The 22,563-nt window shown below is 63.7% G+C and carries 21 protein-coding genes and 1 pseudogene; 17 read left to right on the top strand and 5 right to left on the bottom strand.

Annotated elements, in window-relative coordinates:
* Window positions 1-17 precede the first annotated feature (17 nt).
* The 12 genes from nuoN (at window position 18) to P6U28_RS14960 (ending at window position 12,352) form a co-directional block, all read left to right on the top strand.
* Window positions 18-1,454 (top strand): NADH-quinone oxidoreductase subunit NuoN, encoded by a 1,437-nt coding sequence (gene nuoN, locus P6U28_RS15015; RefSeq protein ID WP_122403009.1) that lies wholly within the window; start codon window positions 18-20, stop codon window positions 1,452-1,454.
* A 1-nt stretch (window position 1,455) separates the two neighbouring features.
* Complete coding sequence (locus P6U28_RS15010) at window positions 1,456-2,262, top strand: biotin--[acetyl-CoA-carboxylase] ligase (RefSeq protein WP_407122566.1); 807 nt, start codon at window positions 1,456-1,458, stop codon at window positions 2,260-2,262.
* Window positions 2,262-3,932 carry a ribonuclease J gene (locus tag P6U28_RS15005; RefSeq protein ID WP_122403011.1) on the top strand — a complete coding sequence of 557 codons (1,671 nt, stop codon included), beginning with the start codon at window positions 2,262-2,264 and terminating at the stop codon, window positions 3,930-3,932. Before P6U28_RS15010 ends, P6U28_RS15005 begins: the two co-directional genes overlap by 1 nt.
* Window positions 3,933-3,944: 12 nt before the next feature.
* Window positions 3,945-4,349 carry a methylmalonyl-CoA epimerase gene (gene mce, locus P6U28_RS15000; protein WP_122403012.1) on the top strand — a complete coding sequence of 135 codons (405 nt, stop codon included), beginning with the start codon at window positions 3,945-3,947 and terminating at the stop codon, window positions 4,347-4,349.
* 9 nt (window positions 4,350-4,358) lie between these two features.
* A complete protein-coding gene (locus tag P6U28_RS14995; RefSeq protein ID WP_100232724.1) occupies window positions 4,359-4,634 on the top strand; it encodes a DUF1467 family protein in 276 nt (91 codons plus the stop codon).
* 166 nt (window positions 4,635-4,800) lie between these two features.
* Window positions 4,801-5,148 (top strand): hypothetical protein, encoded by a 348-nt coding sequence (locus tag P6U28_RS14990; RefSeq protein ID WP_407122565.1) that lies wholly within the window; start codon window positions 4,801-4,803, stop codon window positions 5,146-5,148.
* A gap of 33 nt (window positions 5,149-5,181) precedes the next feature.
* Complete coding sequence (mtnK, locus tag P6U28_RS14985; protein ID WP_407122564.1) at window positions 5,182-6,471, top strand: S-methyl-5-thioribose kinase; 1,290 nt, start codon at window positions 5,182-5,184, stop codon at window positions 6,469-6,471.
* Window positions 6,472-6,953: 482 nt separating this feature from the next.
* On the top strand, window positions 6,954-8,543 hold the full coding sequence (locus tag P6U28_RS14980; RefSeq protein ID WP_122403015.1) for an ABC transporter substrate-binding protein: 1,590 nt from the start codon (window positions 6,954-6,956) through the stop codon (window positions 8,541-8,543).
* 54 nt (window positions 8,544-8,597) lie between these two features.
* Entirely contained in the window at window positions 8,598-9,521 is a 924-nt protein-coding gene (locus tag P6U28_RS14975) for an ABC transporter permease (RefSeq protein ID WP_407122563.1), read from the top strand.
* Entirely contained in the window at window positions 9,518-10,339 is an 822-nt protein-coding gene (locus P6U28_RS14970) for an ABC transporter permease (RefSeq protein WP_407122562.1), read from the top strand. The genes P6U28_RS14975 and P6U28_RS14970 overlap by 4 nt, the downstream gene beginning before the upstream one ends.
* On the top strand, window positions 10,336-11,316 hold the full coding sequence (locus P6U28_RS14965) for an ABC transporter ATP-binding protein (protein ID WP_122403018.1): 981 nt from the start codon (window positions 10,336-10,338) through the stop codon (window positions 11,314-11,316). The genes P6U28_RS14970 and P6U28_RS14965 overlap by 4 nt, the downstream gene beginning before the upstream one ends.
* Entirely contained in the window at window positions 11,309-12,352 is a 1,044-nt protein-coding gene (locus tag P6U28_RS14960) for an ABC transporter ATP-binding protein (protein ID WP_407122561.1), read from the top strand. The genes P6U28_RS14965 and P6U28_RS14960 overlap by 8 nt, the downstream gene beginning before the upstream one ends.
* 199 nt (window positions 12,353-12,551) lie before the next feature.
* Here P6U28_RS14960 and P6U28_RS14955 read toward each other — a convergent pair whose 3' ends face one another.
* Together P6U28_RS14955 and P6U28_RS14950 are read right to left on the bottom strand one after the other, a co-directional pair.
* Window positions 12,552-12,830, bottom strand: a complete 279-nt coding sequence (locus P6U28_RS14955; protein ID WP_407122560.1) for a DUF1127 domain-containing protein — start codon at window positions 12,828-12,830, stop codon at window positions 12,552-12,554.
* A 183-nt stretch (window positions 12,831-13,013) separates the two neighbouring features.
* Window positions 13,014-14,579 carry a winged helix-turn-helix domain-containing protein gene (locus tag P6U28_RS14950; protein ID WP_407122559.1) on the bottom strand — a complete coding sequence of 522 codons (1,566 nt, stop codon included), beginning with the start codon at window positions 14,577-14,579 and terminating at the stop codon, window positions 13,014-13,016.
* Between the two features lie 168 nt (window positions 14,580-14,747).
* Between P6U28_RS14950 and P6U28_RS14945 the strand changes: the two genes are divergently transcribed.
* The 3 genes from P6U28_RS14945 (at window position 14,748) to P6U28_RS14935 (ending at window position 17,354) form a co-directional block, all read left to right on the top strand.
* A complete protein-coding gene (locus P6U28_RS14945; protein ID WP_407122556.1) occupies window positions 14,748-15,518 on the top strand; it encodes a hypothetical protein in 771 nt (256 codons plus the stop codon).
* Between the two features lie 11 nt (window positions 15,519-15,529).
* Window positions 15,530-15,883 carry a hypothetical protein gene (locus tag P6U28_RS14940; protein WP_407123073.1) on the top strand — a complete coding sequence of 118 codons (354 nt, stop codon included), beginning with the start codon at window positions 15,530-15,532 and terminating at the stop codon, window positions 15,881-15,883.
* Window positions 15,884-15,983: 100 nt separating this feature from the next.
* Entirely contained in the window at window positions 15,984-17,354 is a 1,371-nt protein-coding gene (locus P6U28_RS14935; RefSeq protein ID WP_407122554.1) for an amidohydrolase, read from the top strand.
* A gap of 303 nt (window positions 17,355-17,657) precedes the next feature.
* Here the strand turns inward: P6U28_RS14935 and P6U28_RS14930 are convergent, their stop codons facing one another.
* Window positions 17,658-18,284: a LysR family transcriptional regulator gene (locus P6U28_RS14930; RefSeq protein ID WP_407123072.1), complete on the bottom strand. Its 627-nt coding sequence runs from the start codon at window positions 18,282-18,284 to the stop codon at window positions 17,658-17,660.
* A gap of 130 nt (window positions 18,285-18,414) precedes the next feature.
* Here P6U28_RS14930 and P6U28_RS14925 point away from each other — a divergent pair, with 130 nt between their 5' ends.
* A complete protein-coding gene (locus P6U28_RS14925) occupies window positions 18,415-18,807 on the top strand; it encodes a RidA family protein (RefSeq protein WP_407122553.1) in 393 nt (130 codons plus the stop codon).
* A gap of 47 nt (window positions 18,808-18,854) precedes the next feature.
* Window positions 18,855-19,555 (top strand): annotated as a pseudogene (locus tag P6U28_RS14920) (L-2-amino-thiazoline-4-carboxylic acid hydrolase).
* A 452-nt stretch (window positions 19,556-20,007) separates the two neighbouring features.
* Here P6U28_RS14920 and P6U28_RS14915 read toward each other — a convergent pair.
* Both P6U28_RS14915 and P6U28_RS14910 read right to left on the bottom strand, forming a co-directional pair.
* The gene (locus P6U28_RS14915; protein ID WP_407122552.1) at window positions 20,008-21,036 is read right to left on the bottom strand and encodes an ABC transporter permease; all 1,029 of its coding nucleotides are present in this window, start codon (window positions 21,034-21,036) and stop codon (window positions 20,008-20,010) included.
* A gap of 12 nt (window positions 21,037-21,048) precedes the next feature.
* Window positions 21,049-22,551 (bottom strand): sugar ABC transporter ATP-binding protein, encoded by a 1,503-nt coding sequence (locus tag P6U28_RS14910; RefSeq protein WP_407122550.1) that lies wholly within the window; start codon window positions 22,549-22,551, stop codon window positions 21,049-21,051.
* Window positions 22,552-22,563 lie beyond the last annotated feature (12 nt).

Here is a 22,563-nt window from a genome sequence, read left to right as displayed (position 1 = left end):
CAGGTCAGGATATCGCCATGAGCTTTTCGACTGCAGGTTATCAACTGGCGCCCGCGCTGCCCGAGCTCGTGCTCGCGGTCGGCGCCATGGCGCTTCTGATGCTCGGGGCCTATCGCGGGCAGGGGACGACCAGGACGGTCACCTCGCTGGCAGTGGTGCTGCTGATCGTGGTCGGCGCGCTCGTCTACATGCAGCCTGCGGGCAAGCAGGTGACCTTCGGCGGCAGCTTCATCGTCGACGACTTCGCCCGCTTCATGAAGATCCTGGCCGTGATCGGCTCGGCCGTGACGCTGATCCTGTCGACCGAGTTCCTGTCCGACCCGTCGCGCCGCATCTTCGAGTATTCGATCCTGGTGCTGCTCTCGACGCTCGGCATGATGGTGCTGATCTCGGCCGGCGATCTGATCTCGCTCTATCTCGGCCTCGAATTGATGTCGCTGGCGCTCTACGTCGTGGCCGCCTCGAACCGCGACAACGCCAAGTCGACCGAAGCCGGCCTGAAGTACTTCGTGCTGGGCGCGCTGTCCTCGGGCATGCTGCTCTACGGCGCCTCGCTGGTCTATGGTTTCACCGGTACCGTCAGCTTCACCGGCATCGCCGCGGCCGCGACGGTCTCGAATATCGGCCTGATCTTCGGCCTCGTTTTCCTGCTCGTCGGCCTCTGCTTCAAGGTCTCGGCCGTGCCGTTCCACATGTGGACGCCTGATGTCTACGAGGGCGCGCCGACGCCGGTCACCGCCTTCTTCGCTTCGGCGCCGAAGGTGGCCGCGCTCGCCGTCTTCACCCGCGTCACGCTGACCGCATTCCCCGGCATCGTCTCGCAGTGGCAGCAGATCCTGGTGTTCGTGTCGATTGCGTCGATGGCGCTCGGCTCCTTCGCTGCGATCGGCCAGAGCAACATCAAGCGCCTGATGGCCTATTCCTCGATCGGCCATATGGGCTTCGCCCTGGTCGGCCTGGCCTCGGGCACGGTCGAGGGCGCGCAGGGCGTCCTGATGTACATCGTGATCTATGTCGCGATGACGCTCGGCTCGTTCTCGATTATCCTCGCCATGAAGCGTAACGGCCAGGCCGTCGAGCAGATCAGCGATTTCGCTGGCCTCTCGCGCACCAACCCGCTGCTCGCCTTCATGTTCGCGATGCTGCTGTTCTCGCTCGCCGGCATTCCGCCGCTCGCCGGCTTCTTCGCCAAATGGTACGTTTTCGTCGCCGCCATCAAGGCGAACCTGTTCACGCTCGCTGTGATCGGCGTGCTGACCAGCGTGGTCGGCGCCTACTACTATCTCGCCATCGTCAAGACGATGTACTTCGACGAGCCGGCCGGCCAGGTCGACCCGGTGCGCATCGAGGTGAAGACGGTGCTGGCGGTCGCGGGCGTGTTCAACATCCTGTTTGCGCTGTTCGCAGGTCCCGTGGTGAGCGTCGCCTCCGCCGCGGCAAAGTCGCTGTTCTAGGATGGCGTTCGCGCTCGGTCCTCGCGCACAGGCCGCGGGCTACAAGCTCGCGGCGTTCGAACGGACCGGCTCGACCAACACCGAGGCCATCGAGCACGCGCGGGCCGGCGAACGCGGTCCGATGTGGTTCGTCACCTCGGAGCAGACCGCCGGCCGCGGCCGCCGCCAGCGCGCCTGGATCGCCCCGAAGGGCAATCTCGCCGCCAGCGTCCTCGAAGTCCTGGACATCGCGCCAGCGGTTGCCGCCACCATCGGGTTTGCCGCAGGGCTGGCAGAGGAGGCCGCCCTCGAGAAGGTCAGCCTCGAGGCCGCGCTGCGGCTTGGTCCTGACCGTCCCCGCTACGCCCTGAAATGGCCGAATGACGTGCTCGCCAATGGCAAGAAGCTCGTCGGCATCGGCCTCGAGGCGGAGGCCATCGGCGACCGCCTGGCCGTCGTCGTCGGCATCGGCACCAACGTCGTCGCTGCGCCCGAAGGGACGCCGACGCCCGCAGTGTCGCTGGCTACGCTCGGCGTCCAAATCAGCGCGGAGGAGCTGTTTACGGCCTTGTCGGACGCCTGGGTCGAGTTCCGTGGCATCTGGGACAATGGCCGCGGTTTCGCCGATATCCGTAAACTGTGGCTGGACCGCGCGGCCGGCCTCGGCGAGAAGGTCGCGATCCACACGGGAGCGATGACGCTGGAAGGCATATTTGACACGATCGACGACACCGGCTGCCTGATCGTCCGCACCGCCGAGGGCCGCCTTGTGCCGGTGGCCGCGGGCGAGGTGTTCTTCGGCCCCGTCGCCTCCGTGGGAGCTGCGTGATGGCAAGGCCCGACGAACTGGTGTTTGCGCCGCTCGGCGGCGTCGGCGAGATCGGCATGAACCTGTCGATCTACGGCCTCGGCAACCGTCACCAGCGCGCCTGGCTCGCGGTCGATCTCGGCGTCTCCTTCGGCGACGAGGAGCATCTGCCCGGCATCGACCTGATCATGCCCGACATCAGCTTCCTGGAGAAGGAGCGCAAGAACCTGATGGGCCTGGTGCTGACCCACGCCCATGAGGATCATTTCGGCGCCATCATCGACCTCTGGCCCAAGCTGAAATGCCCGATCTACGCGACGAAATTCAGCGCCGCGCTGTTCGAGGCCAAATGCGCCGCCGAGCGCAATGCGCCCGAGATCCCGGTCACGGTGGTGCCATCGGGCGGCCGCGTCGATGTCGGCCCGTTCAACGTCGAGTTCATCCCGGTCGCGCACTCGATTCCGGAAGCCCACGCGCTTGCGATCCACACCGAAGCCGGCATCGTGCTGCACACCGGCGACTGGAAGATCGACCCGACTCCGACGCTGGGGCCCCCGACCGACGAGAAGCGGCTGCGCGAATTGGGCGAGCAGGGCGTGCTCGCCTTGATCGGCGATTCCACCAACGCGGTGCGCGACGGCCGCTCGCCCTCGGAAGCCGAGGTCGCCAAAACCATCATCGACCTCGTGAAGGCGGCCAAGGGCCGCGTCGCGGTCACGACCTTCGCCTCCAACGTCGCCCGCGTCAAAGCCGTCGCCGACGCCGCGAGGGCCGCCGACCGCGAGGTCGTGGTGGTCGGCCGCGCCATGGAGCGCGTGGTGCAGGTCGCGCGAGAGACCGGCTATCTCGAGGGCGTGCAGAACTTCCGCTCGCCCGAGGTCTACGGTCACCTGCCCCAGGACAAGGTGCTGGCGCTGTGCACCGGCAGCCAGGGCGAGCCGCGCGCGGCGCTGGCGCGCATCGCCAACGACGATCATCCTGAAATCACCCTGAACCGCGGCGACAGCGTCATCTTCTCATCGCGCACCATTCCCGGCAACGAGAAGGCCGTCGGCTCGATCATCAACAATCTGGTGCTCCAGGGCATCGAAATCATCACCGACCGCGACGCCCTGGTCCACGTCTCCGGCCACCCGCGCCGCGACGAGCTGCGCGACCTGATCTCCTGGGTGAAACCGCAGCTCCTCATCCCCGTCCACGGCGAGGCGCTGCATCTGCACGAGCACGCAAAGCTCGCCCGCGCCGCCGGCGTGCCGCGCGTGCTGGTCTGCCGCAATGGCGATCTCGTCAAGCTCGGCCCCGGCGATCCCGGCATCGTCGGCGAGGTGCCCTCGGGCCGCCTCTACAAGGACGGCACGATCCTGGAGGACTCCAAGTCCCGTGCCGTGATCGAGCGCCGCCGCATGGCGTTCTCCGGCTGCGCCTTCGTCGCCATCGCCATGACCGCGCAGGGCGAGCTCGCCGACGAGCCCGAGGTCGATCTCGTCGGCATCCCCGAGAAGAACCGGGCCGGCGAACTCTTCGACGACCTTGTCTTCGAAGCCGTGATGTCCACGATCGAGGGGCTGCCGAAGGCGCGCCGCCGCGATCCGGACGCGCTGGCCGAGCCGGTGCGACGCGCGGTCCGGGCTGTGATCAACGAACATTGGGGCAAAAAGCCCCCCTGTCTGGTCCATGTACTGACAGTCTAACGGGAGAGAACCATGCTGGGTCGCCTCAACCACGTCGCGATCGCGACCAAGGACGCAGTCAAGGCCGCCAAGATCTACGGTGCGGCATTCGGCGCCCAGATCTCCGAGGCCGTGCCGCTGCCCGAGCATGGCGTCACCACCGTGTTCGCGACCCTGCCCAACACCAAGATCGAGTTCATCGAGCCGCTCGGTGAATCCTCGCCGATCGCAAAATTCATCGAGCGCAATCCCGACGGCGGCATCCATCATGTCTGCTACGAGGTCGTCGACATCATCGCCTCGCGCGACACGCTGGTGAGGGAGGGCGCAAGGGTGCTCGGGGACGGCGTGCCGAAGATCGGTGCCCACGGCAAGCCGGTGCTGTTCCTGCACCCGAAGGATTTCTCCGGCGCCCTGGTCGAGATCGAGCAGGCATAAGGCCGCGCCATGGCCATCCAGATCTCGACCGCGCTTGCGATCTACTTCGTCATCTGGTGGATCGCGCTGTTCCTGACGCTGCCGTTCGGCGTGCGCAGCCAGCACGAGGACGGCGTCGGCGCCCCCGGCACCGATCCCGGCGCGCCGATCCTGACGCGGATGGGGCGCAAGCTGATCTGGACCACGATCATCTCGGCGGTGATCTACGGCCTCGGCGTAGCGGCCTATCATGCCGGCTATCTCTCGATCGAGCGCCTGTCGAAATTGATGGGAATGCCGTTTTAGAGCGTAAGAGACGAAGGATATCGACCAAGCTCGTCATTGCTGTCGAGTTGCGAGCGAAGCGAAGCAATCCAGTATCCCTCCGCGGAAAGACTCTGGATTGCTTGGCTTCGCTCGCAACGATGCCGGAGATAGTTTGCATATTGAAACACAATTGAGGGGGTAACGAATGACTTTTCAGAGGATCGTCGTCGCGCTTCTGGTGCTGATCGTCGCCGGTCTTGGTGCCGTTGGCTATGTCGAATGGAAGATGGCGGTGCAGGTGCGCACCCTGAAGGCGTTCGTCGAGGGCTATGTCTTCAACGAGGCCGTGCTGGCCTGCGAGCAGGCCAAGAGCTCGACCCCGTTCAAATGGAACGGGGGCAAGAGCACCTCGGTGATCGGCCTGAACTCGGTCAAAACAGACAAATACACCGTCAGCGCCAGCTACACGCTGGTGGCGGACCTCGTTTATTGTGATTACGATCCGATCAAAAGAAAGGCCGAGATCGGCTCGAGCTTCCTGGAGCGGGAGTAACGATCCGGCCTACACAAATGGGGTAGGATCGTCATGACCGGGGACCGGGCAGGGGACTATCGGATTCTGCATGAGGCGGCCTTGCGGGATTATCTCGCGGGCCTTCCGGACCTGAAGGTGCGGCTTGGCGGCGATCCCGCATCCTGGGCGATCACCGAGGTCGGCGACGGCAATCTCAACCTCGTCTTCATCGTCAAGGGTGCCCGTGGCGGCATCGCCGTGAAGCAGGCGCTGCCTTACGTTCGCCTCGTCGGCGAGAGTTGGCCGCTGCCGCTGTCGCGGACCCATTACGAATATCTCGCTCTGTCGCGGCAGGCCGAGCTCGCACCCGGCCTGGTGCCGGCCCTGCTGCATCACAACGAAAAGCTGGCGCTGACGGTGATGGAGCTGCTCGAGCCCCACATCATCATGCGCAGGGGCCTGGTCGCGGGAACCAAATATCCGCGCTTCGCGGACGACATCACCACCTTCATGGCGCGCACCTTGTTCTTCACCTCCGACCTCGCGCTCTCCGCGGCGGAGAAGAAGCAGGGCATAGCCGCCTTCGCCGGCAACCACGCACTCTGCAAGATCACGGAGGATCTGATCTTCACCGATCCCTACCGCATCGCCGAACAGAACCGCTGGACGGTGCCATATCTCGACGGCGTCGCCGCCGATCTGCGCGACGACATGGACCTGCACATCGCGATCTCCCGGCTGAAGTTGAAATTCATGGCGAGCCCCGAGGCGCTGATTCATGGCGACCTCCACACGGGCTCGATCATGGTCACGGACAGCCAGACGCGGGTGATCGACCCTGAATTCGCATTCTACGGTCCGATGGGGTTCGACGTGGGCGCCGTGCTTGCCAACCTCTTGATGGCCTATTTCGCCTCCGCCGGCCACGAGGGCGCGCCGGGCGATCGGGCCGCATTCGAGGCCTGGGGGTTGGAGACGGTCGAAAACGTGTGGACCGGGTTCGCCGGCAAATTCCTCGATCTCTGGCGCGGCAGCGCGGCCGGTGACGCCTATCCGGTGTCACTCTTCGGCGGCGAGAAGGGCACCGCGCGCCTGGAGGCCGAGCGGCAGGCCTACATGCAGCGCCTGTTCGCCGATACGGTCGGCTTCGCCGCAGCCAAGATCATCCGCCGCATCTTCGGCCTCGCCCACAACATCGATTTCGAGCTGATCGAGGACTTGCGCATGCGGGCGACCACCGAGGCACGCGCCGTGCGGCTGGCGCGCACGATGATGGTGGAGACGGGGGCATTTCGGACGGTCACCGACGTGACGGGCGCCGCGCGGAAACTGCGGAACTGGATGCCGGAGCTGTCCGGCTGAGAGAGCCGCATGGTGAGGAGCCGGAGCCGCCCCACGCTCCGTCATTGCGAGCGCAGCGAAGCATCCAGAATCTTTCCGCGGAGCCAGACTGGATTTGCTTCGCTGCGCTCGCAATGACGAGGTGAGAGATCGTCGCGGGAACGTCAATAAAGCCGGCGCCCAGTCCCTCCGTCGTTGCAGCGATCGAGCCTCATTTCATCGCGCTTTAGTGCTCGGCGATTCATTTTTTTCGCGATCCTTGGGGCTCAGATGACGATCCTGGGCTTGGTCGCGTTGATCACGAAAAATGTTCACCGATCCCGGCCGTTCAATGACGCACCGCGTCAAATCGGCTTGGGGCATGCAACCGGTCTCCCGAAGGGTCTCGGTCGAAGGACTGCCTCGGAAACCGGCATCGGTTGCCATCAAATCGAAGCTTGCTTTCGACGGGCGACGAATGATCAAATCTCTTGTCGGAATACGCCTGCGCTGTTGGGGGACACATGATGTTCAGGATGATTGCGGTCGTCGCGGGGATGGGGCTGGCGCTCGCTGCCACGGCGGAGGCCGAGACGCCGCGCAAGGGCGGAACCATCCGGATGACCGCGCCCTATGGCTCGAGCTTCACAAGTCTCGACATTCACACCACGCAACGCGCCCAGGACGAGATCTACGCCAAGGCGCTGCACCGGTCGCTCTACATCTGGGATTCCGCGCAAGGAAAGCCGGTCCTGGAACTCGCCAAGGAGGATGTGGTCTCGGGCGGAGGTCTCGTGCACACCTTCAAGCTGCGCGACGATGCCTACTTCCACAATGGCCGAAAGATGACCGCCGACGACGTCATCTGGTCCTATAACCGCATCATGGACGGCAGCAAGGCCTATCCCGGCGCTCGCTTTGTCCGCGTGATCGAGGGCGCGGCCGCGGTGGAGAAGGGCCAGGCCAAGGAAATCTCCGGCCTGAAGAAGATCGACGACTTCACCATCGAGATGAAGCTGACCGACAAGGTCGATCCCGGCTTTTATTTCTTCACCGCGCTGACCTCGATCTATCCGGCCGACGAAGGCGCCAAGGAGAGCTTCATCCAGAAGCCGATCGGTCTCGGGCCTTTCAAATTCGTCGAGCACGTGCCGGGATCGCGCATCGTCCTGGAGCGCTGGGACCGCTTCTACAAGCCCGGCAAGCCCTATGCCGACAAGGTCATCGTGTCGATCATGGCCGAGGCCGCCGCGCGCGATGTCGCCTTCCGCAACAAGGAGATCGACACCTCGGTGCTGGGACCGGCGCAGTACGTCGCCTACCAGTCCGACGCCAACCTCAAGGGTACCATCGTCGATGTCGCGGAGGTCTTCACGCGCTACATGGGGATGAACACCGCCTTCAAACCGTTTGCCGACAAACGCGTCCGGCAGGCGATCAACTACGCGATCGATACCGACTTGATCATCAACAAGCTGGTCAAAGGCAAGGCCTACCGCGCCACCAGCTGGCTGCCGCTGACCTCGCCGGCCTACGACAAGTCCATGAAGCCGTATCCCTATGATCCCGCCAAGGCCAAGCAGCTGCTCACCGAGGCCGGCTACGCATCCGGCTTCGAGTTCGAATGGACCACCAGCCAGAACGAAAGCTGGGGCCTGCCGATCGTCTCGGCCGTCATTCCAATGCTGGACAAGGTCGGCATCAAGGCCAAGGTCAAGCAGGTCGAGACCGCGGTGCTGGCGGAGGTGGTTCGCACCGGCGACTACCAGGCCTTCATCTATTCCCAGCAGAGCGGCCCGGATCCGCTGGCCGCACTCAAATGCTTCCACTCGTCGACGCCGCAACCGGCCTGCAACTACATGAACTTCAAGAATGCCGAATTCGACAAGATCCTCGACGAGGCCGGGCAGGCCGATGACGCTGCGAAGCGCACCCAGCTGCTGCAAAAGGCCAATGCACTGCTCTACGACGAGGCGCCGGTCTGGTTCTTCAACTACAACAAGGCGGTCATGGCCGTGCAGCCATGGCTCCACGGAATTCAGCAGAACCCGACGGAGCTGACCCACCAGAACGTGGAGGAGCTCTGGGTCGACGAGACCTCGCCCGCGAAGTGACACGCGCGCTCCCCCCATCGTGACAGACAATGGAGGGAGCGAGGAAAAGTGCCGATGCTCTCGTTCCTGATCCGTCGCCTGCTGCAGACCATTCCGACCGTGCTCGCCGTCGTGCTGCTGGTGTTCGTGCTGTTCAGCGTCGTTCCAGGCAGCATCGCCTCGTCCATGAGCGACGACAGCGACCCGCAGGTCGAGCTGCGCATGAAGAAGCAGCTCGGCCTCGACCAGCCCGTCTACATGCGCTTCGGCGCCTATGTCGCGAGGCTCGCGACCGGTGATTTGGGGGCGTCGTTCCGGACCCGCGAGCCGGTGACGACCATGATCGCCAAGCGGGCATGGCCGACGCTGCAGCTGATCTTCGCCTCCATGGCATTTGCGGTTCTGCTCGGCGTCCCGCTCGGCTTCGTCGCGGCGTTGCGGCCGGGCAGCCTCGTCGACACCGTCTCGATGGTCCTGGCGGTATCAGGCCTGTCATTGGCCAAGTTCTGGCTCGGACTGCTCTTGATGTACCTGTTCGCGTTGAGGCTCGGCTGGCTGCCGAGTTTCGGCTATGGCGATGGCGGCCTCAAATATCTGATCCTGCCGGCCGTGACGCTCGGCGTCTCGCCGATGGCGCTGCTGGCGCGGACAACGCGCGCCGCGGTCCTCGAGATCATGACCGCGGACTTCGTCCGCACGGCGCGCTCGAAGGGCATGAGCGAAACCAGGGTCGTGAAATGGCACGTGATGCGCAATGCGCTCGTCCTCATTCTCACGACCATGGGCCTGCAGTTCGGCGCGCTGATGGGGCAGGCGGTCGTGGTCGAGAAGCTGTTCTCCTGGCCGGGGATCGGCTCGCTGCTCGTGGACAGCGTCCTGCAGCGCGACATTCCCGCCGTCCAGGGTTCCATTCTCGTGGTGGTGCTGTTCTTTCTCGCGATCAATCTCTTGATCGACGTGCTCTACGGCGTGATCGATCCCAGGATCAGATACGCATGAAGCTCCGCGCCAATCTCGTCATCGGCGGCGCGTTATTCGCGCTTGCGATCCTGGTGGGCTTGCTCGCGCCCTGGCTGGCGCATACGGACCCCGTCATGGATGCCAACCTCTTGAATGCGGAGGAGCCTCCGAGCTGGACCTGGTGGTTCGGGACCGACGGACAGGGCCGCGACATCTATTCCCGCGTCGTCTACGGCGCCCGCATCTCGCTGACGGTCGGCATCGTCTCGCAGCTCATCAACAGCGTCATCGGCGTGGGGCTTGGTCTGAGCGCCGGCTATTTTGGCGGCTGGTGGGACGATGTCGTCAACGCCCTGACCAATTTCATGCTCGCGATCCCCTCGTTGATCTTTGCGCTCGCCATCATGGCGGTCCTCGGTCCCGGTCTGACCAGCCTCTTGATCGCGCTCGGGCTGACCAACTGGTCCTTCACCTGCCGGCTCGCACGCGCATCGGCGCTGTCGCTGCGGAACCAGGGCTACGTTCAGGCCGCAACCGTGCTCGGTTATGGCGATCTGCGCATCATGATCACGCAGCTCTTGCCGAACATGTTAGGGCCGATCGTCGTGATCGGCACGCTCGGCATGGGCAGCGCCGTTCTCTCCGAAGCCGCATTGTCGTTCCTGGGGCTCGGCGTCCGTCCGCCCTTTCCGAGCTGGGGCAGCATGTTGTCCGAGGCCCGCGACCAGATCACGACGGCGCCGTGGCTCTCGGTTTTTCCCGGCCTTGCCATCTTCCTGACCGTGCTCGGCCTCAACCTGCTCGGCGATGGCCTGCGCGACATCCTCGATCCCCAATCGCGGAGCCGGCGAACATGACAGGGGCGCCGCTGATCGAGGTCGAGGATCTCCGCATCGATCTCGATGATGGATCGAGGCGCGTTGCGGCGGCCGAAGGCATTTCGTTCCGGATCGATCGGGGCGAGACATTCGGCCTTGTCGGCGAATCCGGCTGCGGCAAGAGCATCACGGCGCTCGCCTTGATCGGCCTGCTGCGGTCGCCGCTGTCGATCGGCGGTGGCGCCATCCGGTTCGAGGGGCGGGAGATCCAGAACCTCTCAGCCGCCAGGCAGCGGCAGCTGCGCGGCAATCGCATCGCCATGATCTTTCAGGAACCGATGACGGCGCTGAACCCGGTCTCGCCGGTCGGACGGCAGATCGCCGAGATGTTCGTGCTGCACAAGGGCAAGAGCTGGCGGGAAGCCAACCAGCTGGCGGTCGAGTCGCTCGCGAGCGTCCGCGTCCCCGCGCCGGAGCGGCGCGTGAAGGATTACCCGCATCAGCTTTCGGGCGGCATGCGCCAGCGCGTGATGATCGCCATCGCACTCGCCTGCGGTCCGGACCTCCTGATCGCCGACGAACCGACCACCGCGCTCGACGTTACCGTGCAGGCCGAGATCATCGAGCTGATGCGAAACCTATGCGCCGAGAGGGGAACGGCGATCCTGATGATCAGCCACGATCTCGGCCTCGTCGCCAATGTCTGCCGCCGCGTCGCCGTGATGTATGCCGGCCGCATCGTCGAGGAGCGCAGCTCGGCGGATATCTTCCGCGCGCCCTCCCATCCCTACACGCAGGGCCTCGTCGACTCCCTGCCGCGGCTGGGCAGCCGCGCCGCGCTCGGCCGCAGCAGGCTCAAGGAGATCGCGGGCGTCGTCCCGGCGATCACGAATTTCCCGGATGGCTGCCGGTTCAATCCCCGTTGTGCGCAGGCGACCGATATTTGTCGGACAGCCGCGCCCAAGACTGATTTGCTGGAGGCAGGCGGCTTGGTCAGGTGTCATCACCATGCATGAGCCGCAGAACATGCTGGGCGAAGCCAGGCGGGACGACGATCTCATTCTCACCATCGAGGATCTCGCGGTTCATTTCCCGCTGGGAGGTGGCCTGCTGGGCCGCGGCCGGCGGCTGCTGCGTGCGGTTGACGGTGTCGATCTCGAATTGAAGCGCGGCGAATGCCTCGGCCTCGTCGGCGAGTCCGGATCCGGCAAGTCGACGGTCGCGCTCTCGATCCTCGGTCTGCTGACGCCGACGCGCGGTCGCATCGTGTTGGACGGGCAGGTCGTGACCAACAGGCAATCCGGCGACCGCAAGGCGCTCGCCCGCACCGTCCAGATCGTCTTCCAGGATCCCTACGCCTCGCTCAATCCGCGCCAGACCGTTCGTCGCACGCTCGAAGATCCCCTGCGCGTGCACGGCGTGACCGCGAAAAGCGAGATCGAGGACCGCGTCGCAACGATGCTGCGGCACGTCGGCTTGCGCCCCGAGCAGGCGGACCGCTACCCGCATGAATTCTCCGGCGGCCAGCGCCAGCGCATCGGCATTGCCCGCGCCCTGGTCCTCAATCCCAAGATCGTCATCTGCGACGAGCCGGTCTCGGCCCTCGATGTCTCGATCCGAGCCCAGATCATCAATCTGCTCTTGGAATTGAAGGACACGCTCGGCCTGTCCTACATCATGATCAGCCATGATCTCGGCGTCGTCGAGCACATGAGCGACCGCGTCGCCGTGATGTATCTCGGCCGCATCGTCGAGAACGGCCATTGGCGCGAGATCTTCGAACGTCCCGCGCACCCCTACACGCAAGCCCTGATCGCCGCGATCCCCGATCCCTTGCGCCATGCGCCGCTGGTGACGACGGGCGGCGACCTGCCCAACCCGCTCAACCCGCCGAACGGATGTGCCTTCAGCCCGCGGTGCCGATATGCGGAGGCGGCGTGCCGGAGCGAGCCGGGGCCGTCGCTGGAGACGCGGGCGGATGGGCACGCGGTGAGGTGCTGGCGCAGCGAGGAGATTGCGGGGCAGGCGGCGTTCGTCCCGGCCGAGGGCTGATGCGCCGAAGGAGGAAGGCGCGTCTGTTACACTAGGGGCGTGTATTCATAAAAGGCGAAGGTGTCAGCTTCTGCGGCGCACGCACAACATCTTGTGTGCAGTCGGAGCATTACCGCACGAAGTCGGCGCCTGGCGAAGGTCCGCTAATTGCGCCCGTGCGGACCAGATTGCTCAACCTGAGGTCTTCGCGTTTTGATCCTTAGCGCAAATCGATGGGGCCAATCTGGCCGTCCGCCGTCGGAAGGTATCGCAGCCATTCGCCGAATCGCAGGCCTCGCGAGGCGAAGTAGTCGATTTCGCCGCGCGTAGTGCCGATATCCGCCAGCTCACTATCGCTTAAATCGGACATCGCGGCGCGCAATTTCTTGCGTTCGCGGCGCTCCCGAAAGACATTCCAATATTTCCAGATGAAGCCGGAGACACCCCGGGTCGATGTGAAAGCCTGTTCCAGCCACGTCGTGCTGTGAGTCGTGCTCATTGCGGTCTCTCATCCCATGGTGTTTGACCACGGGCACGAGGGTGCCGCGATATCGGCAGGCGCGCTTGACCGGCGGCTTACATTTTCCTCACCGGCAGCTTATTCTTGCGATTTCCAGCCAGCCCAGCACCTACCCGGTTATCTGGGCTCTCATGCAGGGGGACGCGTCTTGCGAAGCGCTCCTCACCCTTCGGGCACGCCAGCGAGGCGCAAGCCTTCACAGACGCGCTCGAACCCAGCAAGGTAAGCTGGATTATCGCTTTGTTGAGCAGCGAGCAAAAAGCGACGGATGGTGAAACCTGAGTTGAGCTCAAGTCCCGTTCTTGCAGCAGTTCGCGCCTCATCGAGCGCACCACTTAGGCTCAAGGCAGCGGCGAGCAACAAATGAGCGAGAGGAAAGTTGCGGTTCGCCTCAGTACTTCGTCGTAGCCAACTGACGGCTTCGACGTCCGAAGCAAGCTGTAGCTTGGCCGCGCCCACATAACACCTCCACAGGTAGACTTCAACGTCGCGAGGGGAGAGACGTAGAGCCTCGAGTATATGACCTTCGGTCTCGGCAGCGCGCCCCATATAGAATTTGGCAAAACCAAGAGCAGCATGAGCGGTGGCTTTATTCGAATCCAGCGCCAATGCATGCTCGAATTGACGCATGCCTTGGGCGGCCCGGCTTGTGAAGATCTGGACCCAACCCCAAGCCAAGTGGGCCGGCGTATAGTTTGGGCTGATCGACAATGCCTTAATCGCCATCGCCTCGGCCGCTGCAAACCGCGCAGGCCCATCATCCGTCGCAAAGCTGGAGCCAATCGCCGTATCAACATTTGCTAGGCCGATCATCGCTTCGACGTTGCCGGGATCAACGTCCAGAGAGCGTTCGAAGAAGCTCCTCGCTTGCGCTACGCATTCAGGGCTGAACCCCTTCATGAGCCAGGCCCGACCCTGGAAGTACAAATCCCTCGCATCGGGATGCAGTGAACGCTCCGATCGCCGTGCCTCAGCCTGGATGAGCTGGGCACCCAATGTATTGGCGAGCCTCGATACGATTTCGTCCTGCATGTCAAAGAGGTCGGCGACGGGCTTGTCGAAGCGCTCTGCCCACAGGTGGTTGCCATTTTCGGCATCAATCAACTGCACGCTTACCCGAAGCCGCTTGCCGCTGCGTTGCACTGAGCCTTCGAGCACGTAGCGAATGTTTAATTCGCGGCCGACTTGTCGTACATCGACCGCTCTACCCTTGTAGGAGATGGCGCTGTTCTGTGCGATCACAAATGAACCACTGATGCGCGACAAGTCCGTGCTCAAACTCTCGGTAACACCATCCGCGAAATAGTCCTGCTCGCGATCACCGCTCAGGTTCGTGAATGGCAGCACGACGATAGATAGTTGCGGCGGCGTGTCGCCGGTTGGCCTGATTGGGCCCGCCGTCTCATTTGGGGGCCTCCTGGCTTCCTGCACTGCACCCACGAAGCGGAAACCCTTGCGCGGGAATGTTTTGATAAAATGCTGTTTATCACCGGTGTCGCCGATTGCGCTCCGGGCGCCATTCAGGCGGGTGGTCAGCGCAGCATCCGAGACGATGCGGCCTCCCCAGACCTCGCGGACAAGGTCGTCCTTGCTGACCACACGCTCCCTGTTGCGGATCAGATAGTTCAGAAGATCAAACACCTGTGGCGTAACAGAAATCGGCTCGGCTCCCCGCCGCAGCTCCCGCCGGTCCGTTTCCAGCGTGAAGTCCGAAAAAGAGTAAAGCAAACCGTCTCCCCCAAGGTAGGTCACCGCCCCGCTAGCGGACTTGCGATGTAAGCAGACCGTAAGAAGAATGTAAGTCGCTTGTAAAGCGCTTCGTCTGACCTCGGGGCATCCTGGTGTGCGGCAGAGCGGTACGCACGGCATGCCGATCTCGCATCGAGGGAGGTCATCATGATGGGAACGGTTGCGTCAATGGACGCGACGAGCGGCGAAACCGACCACGTCGCCGGGGAAGGAATTGCCGCGAATTCAAATCGCTCGGTAGCTTGGGTGTTCGTGGCGAGGCTCGTTCTCTGTACCGTGTGCATTCCCGCATCCGCGAAGTACGCCAACGCCCAATGCTCGGCGCGTGATGAGTTGCTGTTGCAGTTGACACATAAGACAATGCCCACTGTTCCACGGAGTACAGTTACCTCCGTTTCGGACGTTGCTCGATGGAAAACGATAACCATCGGGACTTTCCCGGATGTGAGTGCTCTTCTCACCGCGCTGGCTGGGATTGGTTGCGGCGTCGGTGAATCGGCTGCGGCGGTTGTTGCCCTGCCGGCATTTTCAGTTAGTGCCGTCAGAAATGTGGTAGCGCTTCTGACGGTGTCAGCGGCGGAACTGGGCTTCAAGTGTGAGACCGCTTCGTTGCGGCAAATCTACGAACGCGCGCAGCAACTGGGCTTCGAGCTTGCTCCGCCTGAAATCGCTCCGCAGCTTAGGCTCCAATATCTGGACCAGCCCGTCGGTGAGTTCCTCATCGTCGGCATGAAACCAATCCGGACATCGACAGGTCATGAAACCATTCTGACCGTCGCGAATGGGGGAGCGGGCCTCATTCTCATCGGCCAGGATGGTCGCGCCGATGCGGAAATACCAGTGGGCTCCCGCTTCGTGTTCGTGCGGTCCCTCCCGACGACGCCAGCGGCCTCGTTCGATAGAGATGCTCCAGGATGACCGAGGCGCCGATGAGAACGATGAATCGGATGGCAATCACGGTCTCCCTACTGCAGCTGTTCACGACTGCGACGCTTGCGCGAGATGACGGGCGCTATGCGAATTCCCCGCTCAAGCCTTGGTTCGAGAGTCTGCAGAGCGAATTCGGGAAGTGCTGCGAGGATTCCGACGCCTACGTGGTCTCGGAGCCGGACTGGGAGTCTGATCATGGGCAATTTCGCGTTCGCATCGATGGCGAATGGGTCTTGGTGCCGGACGGCGCTCTCATCAAGCAACCCAACCTCGCTGGACGGACGATGGTGTGGAAGCACTACATCGATGGCCATCCGCACGTCCGCTGCTTCCTGCCCGGCAGTATGACCTGATGCGTCGGTCGGGGCGAAACTGTAGGAACCAGTCCCTACGCCGGCACGGACATGTGGCGAGAGACAGCGACATCGATCCTAAGCCCTCTAGGCTGACTACTTGGCTTCAAAGTTGGAGCGATTTGCTATGATTAGACTTCTCACAACACTACTAGCGTCCGCTGGGCTGTGCAATTGGCTGCCGCTTCCGGCCCATGCCGAACTTGACGTCGTCGGGCTGAAGGGTGCTATCGCGAGATCACTCGAGAGAGAGTATCCAAAACTCGAGGCGCTCTACAAAGACATTCACGCCCATCCCGAAATCGCGTTTCAGGAGGAGAAGACGGCAGCCAAGTTAGCTGCCGAAATGCGGGCTCTGGACTTCCAGGTGACGGAGCACGTCGGCAAAACCGGGCTGGTTGCGATCTACGGGAATGGCGAAGGTCCCACAATCATGGTGCGCACCGAACTCGATGCGCTGCCAATAGAGGAGAAGACCGGGCTTGCTTACGCCAGCCACGACAAGACGACCTGGCAAGGGCGTGAAACCTTCGTGGCCCACAGTTGCGGCCATGACATTCACATGGCGAGCTGGGTGGGGACGGCCAAAACGCTGATCGGCTTGAAAGATCGCTGGCGCGGTACGCTGATGTTCGTAGCCCAACCGGCAGAAGAGATCGGTGCGGGGGCCAGGGCGATGTTGATAGACGGTCTGTTCACGCGATTTCCAAAGCCCGATTTCGGCTTTGCTTTGCACGCGAATGGCGGGTTCGCCTATGGCAGCGTACTCTATAACGTGGGGGTAGGCTCCTCGAGTTCGGACGGACTCTATATCAGCTTCCGCGGCCGCGGCGGTCACGGAGCGGTGCCGCAGGCAACGATCGACCCGGTGATGATGGCCGCACGCTTCGTCGTCGACGTTCAGAGTGTGATCAGCCGCGAAAAGGACCCGACCGAATTTGGCGTTGTCAGCATGGGCTCGATCCACGGCGGCACTGGAGCAAACATCATTCCGGAGGATGTGGTGCTGCTGGGCACGATCAGGAGCTTCAAGCCGGAGGTGCGCGCCAAGATGCTTGAGGGTATCGTGCGGACCGCAAAGGCGATCGCCGCCATGTCGAATGCGCCTGAACCGGTGATCAGGATCACCGAGGGCCCCAAGGCCGTGATCAACGATCCGGGCGTGCTTGGCACCGCGGAGAAGGTGCTGAGAGCGGCGTTCGGCGATAAGCTCAAGCTCGTGCCGCCCGTCACGCCTAGCGAGGATTATTCGGAGTTCATCAGCTCTGGCGTGCCCTCGATGTTCTTCAGAATCGGCGTCTACGAGCCGGAGCGCGTGGCCGCCGCCCGCGAGGGCGAAGGCCCGCAGCTCCCGCCCAATCACTCGCCTTTGTTCGCGCCAGTACCGAGACCAACAATCGAGACCGGGATTGAGGCCATGACTCTCGCCGTGTTGAGCGTATTTGACGAGCACGCGCGAAAGAAGGAGTAGGTAAAATAAGCGTCTGCGAACGCCCAATCGCCGCACCGGCACTGTTTGTCAGCGTCGGTGAGGTGATCGGATCGGACGCTATTGCCGCAATACAGGAGTCCGCTACTGGCCCCAACTCTGACGTCGGGTGAGGCCGGCTTCTGCGCGGCTATCGGGAGCACAGCGGACCTCATTCGCGTTCCAGGTGCGGCGCGGGTTCATGAGGACGCGCCCCAGACGGTGATCGCGATTTTTCTTTGTACGGGTACGGATGCGCTGAGTTGAACGCTAGCCCTGGGCCTCGGCCCGTAACCTTTGGCCCCGTCAACTCCCGACGCCGCCGACCAGACGCGGGCGGCGATTTGCGAGCGGCTTCGCCGCGGGCAGGGCGCGCAGCCATGCCCGAAAACTCACGATCTCCGGACAGTCCGCGGTCCCTTCTGGCGCAACCAGCCAATCACCCGGACCCGATCCTTCATTGATCCGTTCGCAGCGATAGCCCGGATGGTGGCTCACCCCGCGGGTGATCAGCACGTCGACCTTCCCCTCGACGAGCTCGTGCAGGCCAGCAGGCTGCAGCACGCGCAAACCGATCTCCGCATGTGCGCTGCGAAACGCCGCAAGCTCGAGGCGACGCAGGTCGTAACTGCCGTGGACCCCCACTTGCAGCAGCACCGCACCTGCTGGTTTCAACTGCGAGGTCGCCTCGGCGATGTGGCGAAAGCCTTCGGAGATTCCGGGCAGATAGGCCTGGCCGGCCTCGGTGAGGATGAGCTGCTTGTGCAGTCGCTCGAACAGCTGCACGCCGAGGCGCGCCTCCAGCGCTTTCACCTGCTGCCCCACGGCCGCAGGCGTGACGTGCAGTTCGTGCGCGGCCAGCTTGAAGCTGAGATGGCGCGCGGCGGCCTCGAAGGCGCGGAGCGCGTTGAGCGGGGGAAGGGCGTAGGTCATCGCAACGGCACTTTGACACCGATAGGCCGCGGGCTTGCAATAGATTTCCTTGCGCTGAACCGCAGCAATGATGCTTTGCACAAGGGTGATGCCGCCGGATAGCCTTGACCCGCAAATCCGGAGAAACGCCATGTCGCCAGCTCACATCGTCAGCTACAATCCCGCAACGGTTCACCCGCCCGCCGGCGGCTACAGCATGGGCCTCGAGCTGAAGCAGCATCGCCGCCTGCTGTTCATCAGCGGCCAGGTGCCTGAAAAGTCCGACGGCACCGTGCCCGACGGCTTCGAGGCGCAATGCGAGCAGGCCTGGCGCAACGTCAGGGAGGTGCTCGCCGCGGCAGGTCTCGGCGTCGAGCACCTGGTCAAGGTCACGACGTTCCTGACGGATCGCAGTCAGGTCGTTACCAACCGCGCCATTCGCCGCGCCATGCTCGGGGAGCACCAGCCGGCACTGACCGTCGTGGTCGTCGAGACCGTCGACGGCAAGTGGCTGCTGGAGATCGAGGCGATCGCCGCGGAATGAGGCGGCGCCGTCGAAGTTGCAAATGAGCCAATCATATCGGGTGTCCGATGGCTGAGATCCATCCGTTCTACCAGACGCACCGGCAAGCCATGGAAGCCGCCTGCGCGAGCGACTAGACCTTGCCGAAGCGATGCTCCGCGAGCGCACGCATGTCTCCGATATCGCCGCATTCAGGCAGGAGGTGATGGACGAATTCGAGATCGTCCTCACCCAGATGCCCTATGTCGGCGGCGCGGCAAGCCGCATGAGTGACTTCTTCATGCGCCTGACCGGCTTCATGGCCATCAGTCGGGTGCTCCGTCGCCACGGCGTGCCGGTGCCCGTGATCGGCGAGATCGAGCGGGAAACCTACAAGGCGCAGCTGCTGATGAAACCCGAAGCCGAGCGTCTCGCCGCGGGGCGTCAATTCATGTCACGGGAGAACCAGGCCTTGATGCGCGAGCAGGCGGCAAGAAGCGTAACAAAAGCCCACCAAGCGGAGTTTCCGGAAGACTTCGTCTATGATTTCGTCGAGCCGGGTCCAAAAGACAGCTTCGAGTTCGGCATCGACTACAAGGCCTGCGGCTTCTGCAAGCTCGCGGCGCGCCGCGGCGACAAAGAGATCCTGCCGACCATCTGCGGCCTCGACTTCGTCGCCTACGCCACGCGAGGCATCCGCCTGGAACGGACCCAGACGCTGGCGGGCGGCGCCAGCCACTGCAATTTCCGGTTTTCGCGGTTGTCGCCGGAGGGCGAGGCTGGGAGTTAGACCGCACCCGCTGACCCGCGATAGAGCGGAATGGCTTTAGGTCGAGCCGTTTGCCACGGGCTCGGTGCAACCTCTCTCGCTTGCGGGAGAGGTCGGCGCAAAGCGCCGGGTGAGGGCTTTCTCCTCTTGGGGATTGTCCCATTGCGGAAGCAGCCCTCTCCCCAACCCTCTCCCGCAAGCGGGAGAGGGAGCGCACCTCTGTCGTTGCGATCGAGCCTCATTTCATCGCGCCTTAGGTAGATCCCTGATCGCCGTTCTGCTCGCAATGACGGGGGATGCACCGGCCTTTCGAAGCCGGCTGCCGATGATGACATCATGCCCCTGTTTTGCCCGACGAGTCAAATCGACTTCGCCAAATCGTAAGTTTACGATGCCGCCGGCAAGTCATTGATTTCGCTGGCCCCGGCTACTGTGCATGGGGTTGTTTTCGCAGTTTTTGTTTTTGCGGCCGTCTACTCCGCCGCTTTCTCCCTCAAGCGCTGCGCGTAGACATTGATGACCAGCGCGGCCAAGAGGATCAGGCCGCGGATCAGGATTTTCAGGAAGCTGTCGATGTTGACGTGGTCGAGGCCGTTGTTGAGGACGCCGAGCACGAACAGCCCGACGATGGTGTTGCCGATGCCGCCGCGGCCGCCGAACAGGCTGGTGCCGCCGACGACGACGGCGGCGATGGAGTCGAGCAGGTAGGTGTCGAACTCGTTCTGTTGCGCGCTGCCGAAATGGGCAACGCCCAGCATGCCGCCGATCCCTGCGCACACCGCCGAGATCACCATGACCGCACCGAGGATCAGCTTGACGTTGAGACCCGAATATTCCGCCGCTTCGCGATTGCCCCCGACCATGTAAACGTACCGGCCGAAGCGCGTGTAGGTCAGCACCAGATGGCCGCCGAGCAGCATGATGGCGGCGACGATGACGATCCAGGGGATGCCGCCGATCGAGCCCGAACCGAGCGTCGTGATCAGGCTCGGCACCTTGTAGGCGATCTGGCCGCGCACCAAGAGCGCGGAGATGCCGGCGGCGATCTGCATCATCGCCAGCGTCATGATGAAGGAGGGGATGCCGATCACGGTCAGCCCCAGCGCATTGACGAGGCCGAGCAGGGCGCAGAGCAGGATCGACAGGATGATCGCGACCGCGCCGGGCAGGGGGATGTTGGCGATGTTGACGTAGGATTCCTGCAGCGTGAAGTAGGCGACCGCAATGCCGGTGACGTTGGCGATGCTGGCGATCGACAGGTCGATCTCGGCGCACAGGATCACGAAGGTGAGGCCGACGGCGATGATGCCCGTGACCGACACCTGCGTCAGGATATTGCCGAGATTGTCGAGCGTCGCGAAGGAGGGGCTGGCGAAGGCGAAGAAGGCGGAGAGGAAGATCAGCGTCAGGAACGGCGCGATGTTGCGCATCTGCGAGCGAAGGAAGGGCGCAAGGCCCCGCGCCCGATGAGCTCCCGCAAAAGCCGTCTCACTGCTCGCCATTGTGCGTCTCCGTCACGCCGCCTCCAGCAGGCGGTCCTTGCTGACCGGCTCGTTCCTGAATTCCCGCACCAAGGCGCCGCGCTTGAGCACGAGGATGCGGTCGGCCAGCGACAGCACCGTTTCCGGCTCGGTCGACAGCACGATGATCGCGAGCCCCCTGGCGCGGAGGTCGCGAACGATGTTGATGACGTCGTTCTTGGCGCCGACATCCATGCCGCGGGTCGGCTCGCACAGCACCAGGAGCTTTGGTGGGTAGGTGAGCCATTTCGCCAGCGCGACCTTCTGCTGGTTGCCGCCCGAGAGCATGCCGAGATCGAGGCCGACCACGGGCGGCCGGATCTGCAGCTGATCGACCTGGCGCTTGGCGATGTCGCGCTCCTGCGCCGGCTTGAGCAGCAGGGACGAGATGCGGTCGAGAATGCTGATCGAGATGTTCTTGTAGACCGGCTCCTGGTGAAACAGCATGTCGCGCCGGCTCTCCGGCACCAGCGCCACGCCGGCGCGCCGCGCCGCCGCCGTGCTGGCGAAGGTCGTTGGCGCGCCCTCGACGGCGAGGGTGCCGCTGTCCGGCCTCAGCTTGCCGAACAGGATGCGCGACAGCTCCTGCTGGCCGCACCCCATGAAGCCGTAGATGCCGAGCACCTCGCCGGCGCGAGCCTCGAACGAGACGTCCTGAAGGCTGCGGGACAGCGATAGCTGGTCGACCCTAAGAACGACCTTGCTGTCGCTCGGCTGCGGCAGCATCAGATCGTCAGTGTAGCTATGCTCGAGCACCTCGCCGCCGCGGCCGATCATGGCCTCGATCAGCGCGCCCTTGCTGGTCGCAGCGCTCGCGGTCTCCGCCACCTTCCGCCCGTTGCGGAACACGGTCACCGTGTCGGACACGCGCAGGATGTCCTCGATGAAATGCGAGATGAAGACGATTGCAGTGCCTTCCTCGCGCAGCCGCCGGAGCGTTGCGAAGAGCCGCTCGACCTCGGGCGGGGAGAGGGCAGAGGTCGGCTCGTCCAGGATGACGATGCGGGCGCCGGAGAACAGCACGCGGGCGATCTCGATCAGTTGCTGCAGTCCGATCGGGAGGTCGCCGAGCCGCGCCATCGGGTCGACGTCGATGCCGAAGCGGGCGAGCTGCTCGCCCGCCTCGCGCGCCATCCGCCGCCACTGCACGAGGCCGAGCGCGTTGGTCGGCTGGTTGCCGAGGAAGACGTTCTCCGCGACCGTGAGGTCGGGCGCAACGCTGAGCTCCTGATGCACCATGGCGATGCCGGCGGCGTGCGCATCCCGCGCCGAGCGGAAATGCATCTCCTGGCCGTCGACCAGGAAGCGGCCGGAGAACTCGGTGTGCACGCCGGCGATGATCTTCATCAGCGTGCTTTTTCCGGCGCCGTTCTCGCCGACGAGACCGTGGATCTCGCCGGGATAAAGCGCGAAGTCGACACCACGAAGCGCTTCGACGCCGCCGAAGCTCTTCGTGATGCCCTCGAGTTCCAGGATAGGCTGTTGTCCCGCAGTCATGAAAGTTCAGAT

The organism is Bradyrhizobium sp. STM 3561 (genome assembly GCF_045571455.1).
GTDB classification, from domain to species: domain Bacteria; phylum Pseudomonadota; class Alphaproteobacteria; order Rhizobiales; family Xanthobacteraceae; genus Bradyrhizobium; species Bradyrhizobium vignae.
The sequence above is the reverse complement of the archived record's forward strand: the minus strand, read 5'-3'. Positions and strand labels throughout refer to the sequence as shown.

What these genes read in the sequence shown, in the direction of transcription:
- P6U28_RS14995 (WP_100232724.1), top strand. Translation starts at nt 4,359, where the DNA reads ATGGCCATCCAGATCTCGACCGCGCTTGCGATCTACTTCGTCATCTGG.
- P6U28_RS14955 (WP_407122560.1), bottom strand. Translation starts at nt 12,830, where the DNA reads ATGAGCACGACTCACAGCACGACGTGGCTGGAACAGGCTTTCACATCG.
- P6U28_RS15010 (WP_407122566.1), top strand. Translation starts at nt 1,456, where the DNA reads ATGGCGTTCGCGCTCGGTCCTCGCGCACAGGCCGCGGGCTACAAGCTC.
- P6U28_RS14965 (WP_122403018.1), top strand. Translation starts at nt 10,336, where the DNA reads ATGACAGGGGCGCCGCTGATCGAGGTCGAGGATCTCCGCATCGATCTC.
- P6U28_RS14990 (WP_407122565.1), top strand. Translation starts at nt 4,801, where the DNA reads ATGACTTTTCAGAGGATCGTCGTCGCGCTTCTGGTGCTGATCGTCGCC.
- mce (WP_122403012.1), top strand. Translation starts at nt 3,945, where the DNA reads ATGCTGGGTCGCCTCAACCACGTCGCGATCGCGACCAAGGACGCAGTC.
- nuoN (WP_122403009.1), top strand. Translation starts at nt 18, where the DNA reads ATGAGCTTTTCGACTGCAGGTTATCAACTGGCGCCCGCGCTGCCCGAG.
- P6U28_RS14925 (WP_407122553.1), top strand. Translation starts at nt 18,415, where the DNA reads ATGTCGCCAGCTCACATCGTCAGCTACAATCCCGCAACGGTTCACCCG.
- P6U28_RS14975 (WP_407122563.1), top strand. Translation starts at nt 8,598, where the DNA reads ATGCTCTCGTTCCTGATCCGTCGCCTGCTGCAGACCATTCCGACCGTG.
- P6U28_RS14980 (WP_122403015.1), top strand. Translation starts at nt 6,954, where the DNA reads ATGATGTTCAGGATGATTGCGGTCGTCGCGGGGATGGGGCTGGCGCTC.
- P6U28_RS14960 (WP_407122561.1), top strand. Translation starts at nt 11,309, where the DNA reads ATGCATGAGCCGCAGAACATGCTGGGCGAAGCCAGGCGGGACGACGAT.
- P6U28_RS14915 (WP_407122552.1), bottom strand. Translation starts at nt 21,036, where the DNA reads ATGGCGAGCAGTGAGACGGCTTTTGCGGGAGCTCATCGGGCGCGGGGC.
- P6U28_RS14940 (WP_407123073.1), top strand. Translation starts at nt 15,530, where the DNA reads ATGAGAACGATGAATCGGATGGCAATCACGGTCTCCCTACTGCAGCTG.
- P6U28_RS14910 (WP_407122550.1), bottom strand. Translation starts at nt 22,551, where the DNA reads ATGACTGCGGGACAACAGCCTATCCTGGAACTCGAGGGCATCACGAAG.
- P6U28_RS14970 (WP_407122562.1), top strand. Translation starts at nt 9,518, where the DNA reads ATGAAGCTCCGCGCCAATCTCGTCATCGGCGGCGCGTTATTCGCGCTT.
- P6U28_RS15005 (WP_122403011.1), top strand. Translation starts at nt 2,262, where the DNA reads ATGGCAAGGCCCGACGAACTGGTGTTTGCGCCGCTCGGCGGCGTCGGC.
- P6U28_RS14930 (WP_407123072.1), bottom strand. Translation starts at nt 18,284, where the DNA reads ATGACCTACGCCCTTCCCCCGCTCAACGCGCTCCGCGCCTTCGAGGCC.
- mtnK (WP_407122564.1), top strand. Translation starts at nt 5,182, where the DNA reads ATGACCGGGGACCGGGCAGGGGACTATCGGATTCTGCATGAGGCGGCC.
- P6U28_RS14945 (WP_407122556.1), top strand. Translation starts at nt 14,748, where the DNA reads ATGATGGGAACGGTTGCGTCAATGGACGCGACGAGCGGCGAAACCGAC.